The organism is Segeticoccus rhizosphaerae, assembly GCF_009192725.1.
GTDB classification, from domain to species: Bacteria; Actinomycetota; Actinomycetes; order Actinomycetales; family Dermatophilaceae; genus Segeticoccus; species Segeticoccus rhizosphaerae.
Genome location: NZ_VOHR01000156.1, coordinates 1 through 8,790, shown reverse-complemented (window position 1 = coordinate 8,790; position 8,790 = coordinate 1). Strand labels below are relative to the sequence as shown.

Annotated in this window: 11 protein-coding genes; 9 read left to right on the top strand and 2 right to left on the bottom strand. The window is 72.6% G+C overall.

Translation table 11 applies throughout. The features are described from left to right. The 9 genes from FRW57_RS13025 to aat all read left to right on the top strand — a co-directional run. Positions 1-1,301: ATP-dependent DNA ligase (locus tag FRW57_RS13025; RefSeq protein ID WP_152186173.1), on the top strand; the 1,301-nt coding region annotated here is incomplete at its 5' end. A 78-nt stretch (positions 1,302-1,379) separates the two neighbouring features. Continuing rightward, positions 1,380-1,910, top strand: coding sequence for a hypothetical protein (locus FRW57_RS13020; RefSeq protein ID WP_137120239.1), 531 nt, complete (start codon positions 1,380-1,382; stop codon positions 1,908-1,910). Positions 1,911-1,964: 54 nt separating this feature from the next. After that, positions 1,965-2,474 (top strand): mycothiol transferase, encoded by a 510-nt coding sequence (locus tag FRW57_RS13015; RefSeq protein ID WP_137120240.1) that lies wholly within the window; start codon positions 1,965-1,967, stop codon positions 2,472-2,474. Positions 2,475-2,607: 133 nt separating this feature from the next. After that, positions 2,608-3,303, top strand: a complete 696-nt coding sequence (locus FRW57_RS13010) for a M50 family metallopeptidase (protein WP_152186172.1) — start codon at positions 2,608-2,610, stop codon at positions 3,301-3,303. Positions 3,304-3,337: 34 nt separating this feature from the next. Beyond that, complete coding sequence (locus tag FRW57_RS13005; RefSeq protein WP_152186171.1) at positions 3,338-4,135, top strand: metallophosphoesterase; 798 nt, start codon at positions 3,338-3,340, stop codon at positions 4,133-4,135. 68 nt (positions 4,136-4,203) lie between these two features. Then, entirely contained in the window at positions 4,204-5,361 is a 1,158-nt protein-coding gene (locus tag FRW57_RS13000; RefSeq protein WP_152186170.1) for a glycerate kinase family protein, read from the top strand. A gap of 151 nt (positions 5,362-5,512) precedes the next feature. Beyond that, complete coding sequence (locus FRW57_RS12995) at positions 5,513-5,911, top strand: HesB/IscA family protein (protein WP_238999420.1); 399 nt, start codon at positions 5,513-5,515, stop codon at positions 5,909-5,911. A gap of 153 nt (positions 5,912-6,064) precedes the next feature. Then, complete coding sequence (locus FRW57_RS12990; RefSeq protein ID WP_152186169.1) at positions 6,065-7,051, top strand: carbohydrate kinase family protein; 987 nt, start codon at positions 6,065-6,067, stop codon at positions 7,049-7,051. Between the two features lie 25 nt (positions 7,052-7,076). Continuing rightward, a complete protein-coding gene (aat, locus tag FRW57_RS12985) occupies positions 7,077-7,754 on the top strand; it encodes a leucyl/phenylalanyl-tRNA--protein transferase (RefSeq protein WP_152186168.1) in 678 nt (225 codons plus the stop codon). Here aat and FRW57_RS12980 read toward each other — a convergent pair. Next, a complete protein-coding gene (locus FRW57_RS12980; RefSeq protein ID WP_137120246.1) occupies positions 7,727-8,017 on the bottom strand; it encodes a sulfurtransferase TusA family protein in 291 nt (96 codons plus the stop codon). The genes aat and FRW57_RS12980 overlap by 28 nt on opposite strands. Next, positions 8,014-8,790, bottom strand: a 777-nt coding sequence (locus tag FRW57_RS12975) for an aminotransferase class V-fold PLP-dependent enzyme (protein WP_152186167.1), incomplete at its 5' end; no start/stop codon positions are given. The genes FRW57_RS12980 and FRW57_RS12975, both read right to left, overlap by 4 nt.

Here is an 8,790-nt window from a genome sequence, read left to right as displayed (position 1 = left end):
CCGCCGCGGCGCGCACCGAGGCGGTGGCGGCGTTGTTCGGCGCCGCGAGCGCCGACGAGCAGCGGTTCCTGCGGGGACTCGTCTCCGGGGACGTGCGGCAAGGCGCGCTGGAGGCGGCGATGGTCGAGGCCGTCGCCCTCGCAGCAGGTGTGCCACTGGCCAGCGTGCGGCGCGCGGTCATGCTGCGTGGGGCAACCGGGCCGGTGGCTCTGGCCGCGCTGACCGGTGGCCCGGACGCGGTGGCCGACTTCAGCCTCACCGTGGGACAACCCGTGCGGCCCATGTTGGCCGCGAGCGCCCCTGACGTGGCGTCCGCGTTCGACAAGGTCACCGACGGCCGGGGTGGGGCCGGTGCGCACGAGGGCCACCGCGGCGAGGGGGTCGGCGCCGGGGTCTGCGTCGACACCAAGCTCGACGGCATCCGCATCCAGGTCCACAAGCGCGGTGACGAGGTGCGGATCTTCACCCGGAGCCTCGAGGAGGTCACCGAGCGGCTGTCCGACGTGGTGGCGGTGACTGCGAGACTCGGTGCGCGGCACGTCATCCTCGACGGGGAGGCGATGACCCTCGACGCCACCGGTCGGCCGAAGCCCTTCCAGGAGACCGCCTCCCGCACGGCGCGACGCCTGGCCGGCGACGACGCGGCGAGCGACACGGTCACCCCGTTCTTCTTCGACGTCCTGCATCTGGACGGGGAGGACCTCATCGACCTGCCTCTGCGCGATCGACTCGAGCGGCTCGACGCCACGGTGCCTTCGGCCTTCGTCGTGCCACGCACGCTGACCGACGAGGCGGACGCCGCGTCCGGCTTCTTCGAGGACGCGGTGTCCAGCGGACAGGAGGGAGTCGTGGTCAAGGCCCTGGACGCGCCCTACGAGGCCGGCCGGCGCGGCGCGGCGTGGGTCAAGGTCAAGCCCCGGCACACGCTCGACCTCGTTGTGCTGGCGGTCGAGTGGGGCAGTGGCCGCAGGCAGGGCTGGCTGTCCAACATCCACCTCGGAGCGCGCGACCCGGACGGTGGCTTCGTCATGCTCGGCAAGACCTTCAAGGGAATGACCGACGAGGTCCTCCGATGGCAGACCGAGCGGTTCCTCGAGCTGGAGGAGTCCCGCTCCGCACACGTCGTCACCGTGCGACCCGAGCAGGTCGTGGAGATCGCCTTCGACGGGTTGCAACGCTCGACCCGCTATCCGGGTGGCCTCGCGCTGCGGTTTGCGCGGGTCGTGCGCTACCGCTCCGACAAGTCCGCCGACGAGGCCGACACCATCCTCGCGGTGCGAGACCTCGCCGCATCCCTCTGAAGGGCCCCTGCGTGGCGTACTGTCAGAGCACCAACGAGCACGTCAGAACGGATGCACCAACGAGGACTAGGAGACGCCGTGCCCACCTACGGTTGGATCATCATCATCGTCGTGGTCGTGCTGATACTCATCGCGATCGCGGTAGCCGTCTCCCGACGGCGGCAGATCGAGGGTCGGCGCGTGGAGGCGACGGAGCTGCGCGACAGGGCTTCGGCGCAAGCGCCTGCGGTCGACCTGCGAGCCGCCGAGGCCGACGAGGCAGAGGCACGCGCTCGCCGCACCCGGGCCGAAGCCGACGAGAAGCGCGCCCAGGCAGAGCAGGCTGAGGGCGAGGCGAAGATGCACCAGGTCAGGGCAGAGGGTGCCCGCACCGAACACCAGGAGCAGCTGCGACGTGCCGACGAGATCGACCCCGACACCGACTCGTCCACCGGTGACAGGTCGGCCGAGAGGCACGCCGAGCCAACGGACGGCAGGACCGGCGAGCAATTCGACGAGCAAGGCAACGACCGCACCGGCGAGCGTTTCGACGAGCAAGGCCGCGACCGGACGAGCGAGCGGTTCGACGAGCGATCGGATGAAGGGCCACGTGACGACCGCCGGGCCTGAGAACACCCGGTAGCGCGCAGGGCGAGTGCCACGCCCGCCTGCTATACCGGAGGCATGGACACCAGCGCACTGCTCAGGGAGGCCTTCGGCCGGATCGAGCCGCTCGTCAAGGCCGCGGTGGAGGATCTCGACAGCAACCAGCTCGCTGCCTCGCCGGAGCCGCGGGCCAACTCGATCGCCTGGCTCGTGTGGCACCTCACCCGCGTCCAGGACGACCACGTCGCCGACGTGGCCGGGGCCGAGCAGGTCTGGACCAGCCGCGGTTGGGCGGAGCGTTTCCAGCTGCCGTTCGACACCTCGGCCACCGGCTACGGGCACGGCGAGAAGGAGGTCGCCGCCGTGCGGCCCGACTCGGCCGACTTGTTGACGGGTTACTACGCGGACGTGGCGGCACAGACCATGGCCTACCTCGGGGAGCTTCGTGACGACGACCTCGACCGTGTCGTGGACGACGCCTGGGACCCGCCCGTGACCCTCGGTGTCCGGCTGGTCAGCGTGCTGGGCGATGACCTCGAGCACGTGGGCCAGGCTGCCTACGTGCGCGGTCTGGTGACGCGCCGATAGGTTCTGGCGCGGCCTTCAGGGCAGGAACCGGGTCGCGCTCGGTGTGCGGCGTCACCACCGGTGTCGGCGGTTGCGCGGGTGCTCACGCGCGGTGCGCTGTCATCGGGCGAGGACGCACTGACGAGGGAGGTATGTGGGCGGGATCTGGGAATCGGTCACGAGCAGCGCGCCGAGGCCCGCGACCGGCGTGGTGCTCGCCGCGGCCCTGTTCGCGGCCGTCTGCGTGCTCTGGTCGCCGGCCTGGCAGCGCACCAGACACCTGGTCACCATCGCCCACGAGGGGGCGCACGCGCTCGTCGCGACCGCGGTGGGGCGCCGGCTGACCGGGATCCGGTTGCACTCCGACACCTCCGGGCTGACCGTCTCGCGTGGACGGCCCACCGGTCCCGGCATGGTCGCGACGCTCGCGGCCGGCTACCTGGGACCGAGCCTGCTGGGCTTGGGGGCGGCGCTCGTGCTCCACACCGGTCACGCCGCCGCGCTGCTCTGGGGAGTGGTCGTGCTGCTCGGCCTGCTGCTGCTGAAGATCCGCAACTGGTACGGCCTGTGGTCCGTGCTCGTCTGCGGCTGCCTGGTCTTCGCGGTCACCTGGTGGCTGTCCCTGCAGGTGCAGTCGGCGTTCGCCCACGCCCTGACCGCGTTCCTGCTCCTGGCCGGGCCGCGCGCGGTGCTCGAGCTGCACCACGGCCGCCGCCGCGGGCAGCAGCGCGGGAGTGATGCCGACCAGCTGGCGCGACTGACCGGAATACCGGCTGCCTTGTGGGTGGCCCTCTTCGGTGCGCTCACGCTCGCGGCCGTCGTCGGGGGCGCCATGATCCTGGCGAGCTGACGCAGGCCCCCAGCAGGGGTGGCAGAGTGGGGCCATGCCGACCAGCAGCGCGCGCTACGCGATCAGTGACGTGCACGGGCACCGCGACCAGATGCTGGCGGCGCTCGCCACCGCCGGGCTGGTGGACGGCGAGGGGGACTGGGCGGGCGGCGAGGCGAGCCTGTGGTGCCTCGGCGACTTCTTCGACCGGGGCCCCGACGGAGTCGGCGTCGTGGAGGCGGTGATGCGGCTGCAGACGCAGGCGCAGGAGGCGGGAGGGCACGTCGGTGCCCTGCTCGGCAACCACGAGGTGCTCGCGTTGGGGATGCGCGACTTCCGGGACGCGCCGGTGGCCGGTGGGGTCGCCGAGCGGCCCAGCTTTGCCAACAGCTGGCTGATCAACGGCGGCCAGCCGCAGGACCAGGACCGGCTGCAGCCCGCGCACCTGGACTGGCTGCGTGCGCTGCCGGCGGTTGTGCGCGACGACGACGACCTTTTGCTGCACTCCGACACGCTCGCCTATCTCGAGTGGGGCGCGGGGCTCGAGGAGATCAACGCCGGCGTCCGCGCTTCGCTCACCGAGGACGACCTGACGGCGCGGTGGACCTGCTGGGCCAGGATGACCACCCGTTTCGCCTTCAACGGCCCGGAGGGCGAGCAGGAGGCCGACGCGCTGCTCGGAGCGCTCGGCGGCACCCGGATCGTGCACGGGCACAGCCCGATCACGGTTCTGACCGGCGTCCCACCGCATGCGGTGACTGAGCCCTACTCGTATGCCGGCGGCCGCGCGCTCGGCATCGACGGCGGCCTCTTCGCCGGCGGCCCCTGCCTCGTCGTCCCGCTCGAGCGGTGAGCGGCAACCGGTCGAGTCACGGGGGAAGCCGCCGCCACCGCATCCCACTCGGCTGAGAACATGGGTCCGTGCGCGTCCTGATCGCCCCAGACTCCTTCTCCGGCACCCTCACCGCCACCGAGGCGGCGGAGACCATCGCCGCCGGCTGGCGCGACCACGCCCCCCACGACGAGCTGACCGTGCTGCCGCTGTCCGACGGTGGTCCCGGCTTCCTCGAGGTGGTGCACGGCGCACTCGGCGGTGACCTCGTCTCGGTCTCTGTCAGCGATCCGCTGGGACGCACCGTGCCCGGAGCGTTCCTGCTGCGCGACGAGGGCGGGCGGCGGACGGCATACGTCGAGGCGGCCCAGGCGTGCGGACTGCACCTGCTGGAGGAGGGGGAGCAGGACCCGGCGGTCACCAGCACCTACGGGGTCGGCGAGCTGCTTGCGGCCGCCGTGGACGCCGGGGCCACCCGGATCGTGGTGGGGCTGGGCGGCAGCGGGACCAACGACGGCGGCGCCGGGGCGCTCGCGGCGCTCGGGGCCGGGGACGCCTACGCGCTCGGCCGCGGGGGAGTCGCCCTGGCAGCGCTCACCGACGACGACCTGGCCGGGCTGGAGCAGGTGCGGCAGCGGTTCGGGGAGATCGAGCTGGTGCTGGCCTGCGACGTCGACATCGCGCTGCTCGGCTTCCACGGTGCCAGCGCGTCCTACGCGGCCGGCAAGGGAGCCACCCCGGAGGTCGCGCAGCAGCTGGAGGCGGCGCTGGGGCACTTCACCGACGTCGCGTCGCGGGTGGTGCAGGTCTCGACCGACCTGCTCAGCGGCGAGGCCAGGCGGCTGGAGCGTGAGCCCGGCGCGGGCGCGGACGGGGGACTCGGCTTCGGCCTGATGCTGCTCGGCGGCCGCTACCGCAGCGGCGTCGGCACGGTGCTGGAGACCGTCGGCTTCGACCGCCTGCTGTCGACCCAGCACCTCCTGCTCACCGGTGAGGGCACCTTCGACTGGCAGAGCCTGCGCGGCAAGGTCGTGGCGGGCGTCGCCGCCCTCGCCCTCGAGCACGCCGTGCCCACCGTGGTCGTCGCCGGTCAGTGCAGCATCGGCCGGCGCGAGACGATGGCACACGGCATCAGCGGCACGTATGCCGTTGCGCGGAGCCCCGACGAGGTGCTCACCGCGCTGGCCGACCCGGTCGGCACCCTGCGGTCCCTGGCCCGGCGGGTGGCCGTGACCTGGTCGGTCTGACCCGGGCCGCGGCGATCGGTTGGCGGCTGGCGTACGCTGAGGGCAGTCGGGAACAACGCCCGCAGCCGGTGTGTTGCCACCGGGTGAGGCTTGAACGCCACAGCCGGCAACACACGACAGGCAAGACCCTCGACACGAAGGACCAACCACGATGAGTGACCAGGTCGACACCCAGGTCCGCGCCGCGGACGCCGCCGCCGAAGAGGCCGAGGCGCACACCCCCACCCACGGCGTGCAGTTGAGCGACGTCGCTGCGGGCAAGGTCAAGAGCCTGCTCGAACAGGAGGGCCGCGATGACCTGCGGCTGCGGATCGGCGTGCAGCCGGGCGGCTGTTCCGGGCTGATCTACCAGCTCTACTTCGACGAGCGCTCGCTCGACGGCGACCTGGTGCGCGACTTCGACGGTGTCGAGGTCGTCGTGGACCGGATGAGTGCGCCCTACCTCGACGGGGCGTCGATCGACTTCGCCGACACCATCGAGAAGCAGGGCTTCACGATCGACAATCCCAACGCGGGCTCCTCCTGCGCCTGCGGCGACTCCTTCGGCTGAGCCGCTGCCGTCCTTCGCCGCGGCTCCTCCGCGGCAGGGCGCTGGGTCGACTCGATGACCGCGGTTCCTCCGCGGCAGGGTTGCTGCGCCCCATTGTCGCCGCCGTCGTTGCCGCGACGTATCGGCACGGCTGTCGTCAGGTAGGTTTCGCTCGTGAACATCGCCGTGACCGGATCGATCGCCACCGACCACCTGATGACGTTCCGCGGGCGCTTCGCCGACTCGCTCGTCGTCGAGCAGCTCGACAAGATCTCCCTGTCGTTCCTCGCCGACGAGCTGCAGATCCGGCGCGGGGGAGTGGCCGCCAACATCGCCTTCGGAATGGCGGGCCTCGGGTTGCGCCCCGTCCTGGTCGGTGCGGTCGGTGAGGACTTCGTCGACTACCGCTCCTGGCTGGAGCGCCACGGCGTCGACTGCACCTCGGTGCACGTGTCCGGCACCCGGCACACCGCCCGGTTCGTGTGCACCACCGACGAGGACATGGCACAGATCGCGACGTTCTACGCGGGTGCCATGAGCGAGGCACGTGAGATCGAGCTGGAGCCGGTGGCTCGGCGGGTCGGCGGGCTCGACCTGGTCCTCGTGGGGGCGAACGACCCCGAGGGCATGCGGCGACACACCCAGGAGTGCCTCGTGCGCGGCATACCCTTCGTCGCCGACCCCTCGCAGCAGCTGGCCTTCGCCGACGGTCCCTTCATCCGGCGGCTCATCGACGGCGCGACCTACCTGTTCACCAACGAGTACGAGGCCCACCTCACCGAGCAGAAGACCGGGTGGTCGAGCGGCGAGATCCTGGAGCGGGTCGGCACCAGGGTGACCACCCTGGGCAAGGAGGGGGCGGTCATCCAGCGCAAGGGCGAGCCGGAGATCCGGGTGCCCGTCGCCGACGAGGTCAAGCGGGCCGACCCGACCGGCGTGGGGGATGCCTTCCGCGCCGGCTACCTCACCGGGCTGGCCTGGGGCCTGGATGCCCGAGTGTGCGCCGAGCTCGGCTCGATGCTCGCCACCTACGTCATCGAGACCGTGGGCACCCAGGAGTACGTCCTCTACCGCAGCGAGTTCCTGCAGCGGTTCGAGGCGTCCTACGGCAAGGAGTCGGCGGCGCTGATCGAGCCCCACCTGAGCTGCCGGCGCTCCTAGCCTGCCTGGACGCCCCACACCCGGTATGCCGATCGAACCGCCCGCCACGCTCTGGCACCTCAGTCTGGCTTCGGCCCAGGCCGGCGAGGACCTGGTCGGTGTGGGCGCGGACCTCGAGCCCGGCACGGTGCTGGCGGCCTACCGCCGCGGGTTGTTCCCCATGGGCCTGGGGGAGCACGGCGCCGGGCCGGTGGGCTGGTGGTCGCCAGACCCTCGCGGCGTTCTGTTGGCCGGTGGGCTGCGGGTGAGCCGGTCGCTGCGGCGGTCACTGCGCCGCTTCGAGGTGACCGTCGACACGGCCTTCGGCGACGTGGTGGCCGGCTGCGCCGACCCGAACCGTGACGGCCGCTGGATCACGCCGGAGGTGGTGGCCGCCTACAGCACCCTGCACGGGCTCGGCTGGGCCCACTCGATCGAGGTGTGGCAGGACGGCGAGCTGGCCGGGGGTCTCTACGGACTCGCCATCGGGGGCCTGTTCGCGGGAGAGTCGATGTTCCACCGGCGCACCGACGCGTCGAAGGCGGCGCTGTGCGGGCTGGTCGACCTGCTGGCGGCGGACGGTGACCCGCGCAGGTTGGTCGATGTGCAGTGGCGCACCGACCACCTCGCGACCCTCGGAGTGGTCGAGGTGCCTCGCGGCGACTACCTGCGCCGCCTGAGGGCTGCCCTGCCGGTTCAGCTGCCGCAGGCCTTCGCCGACTGAGCCGGGTGCGGCCGGACCACGACGAGGTATGCCGTGTGGTCACCACGGTCCTGCGACTGCGGCGCCGCGTGACCTCGCATCCGGCACCAGGCGGCGACGTCGTGGCGGGCGGCCGGGTCGTCGGCGAGGAGGGTGACCCGGAGTCCGTCGGGACCGGCCGCGGCGTCCGGTGGCGCCGTCGCGTGGCTGCGGACCGCCTCGGCGAGCCGGATGACCGGCAGCGGGCAACGCAGTCCGCGAGCATCGACCAGTACCTCCGTCACAGCCGGTGCGCCCCCAACCGGGCCCGCACGGTCGCAACGACGTCCGGCAGCTCGTGCAGGAACCGCTCCACCGAGGCGGCACGGTCGGGGCACACCGCCAGCAGCGGCAGCGTGACCCGCACGTTCCCGTGGGTGAGCACCCCCATGGCGGCCAGGACGTGGCTCGGCTCGAGCGAGCTGGACCTGCAGGCCGAGCCGGAGGCGACGGCGAGGCCGCGGCGGTCCAGCTCGGTGACCAGCGCCTCGCCGTCCACATAGAGGCAGGAGAACGTCACGACGTGGGGGAGCCGGTCGACCCCGTCGCCCACCACCTCGACGTCGGGGATCTGCCCCACGCGATCCCGGATCTGCGCCACCAGCTCGCGCGCCAGACGGGCGTCGTCGGCCCGGACGGCCGCGGTCTGCTGCCACGCCTCGGCGGCGGCGAGCACCAGCGGCACGACTGGCTCCACGTCGGTGCGGGACTGCTCGATGCCGCTGGGCGGCCCCGGCCGGCGCCAACGGGTGCGTGCCGGCACGACCAGCAGGCCCACGCCGGGCGGCCCACCGAACGAGCGGGCGTCGCCGACGAGCACGTCGTGCGCGGTCGGGACGTCGTCGCGCCCGAGGCAGGCCATGGCTTCCACGACCAGGGGCACGCCCTGGGCCCGACTCGCGGCGTGGACGAGGTCCAGCGGTTGCCGGGTGCCGACCTCGCCGTTGGCGGCCTGCAGGGTCGCGGCGACCGTGCCCTCGACCGCCAGGGCGCGCGTGAACGCCTCGACGTCGGCCCG

Coding starts and splice junctions, on each gene's coding strand:
- FRW57_RS13015 (WP_137120240.1), top strand. CDS start 1,965: ATGGACACCAGCGCACTGCTCAGGGAGGCCTTCGGCCGGATCGAGCCG.
- FRW57_RS13005 (WP_152186171.1), top strand. CDS start 3,338: ATGCCGACCAGCAGCGCGCGCTACGCGATCAGTGACGTGCACGGGCAC.
- FRW57_RS12995 (WP_238999420.1), top strand. CDS start 5,513: ATGAGTGACCAGGTCGACACCCAGGTCCGCGCCGCGGACGCCGCCGCC.
- aat (WP_152186168.1), top strand. CDS start 7,077: ATGCCGATCGAACCGCCCGCCACGCTCTGGCACCTCAGTCTGGCTTCG.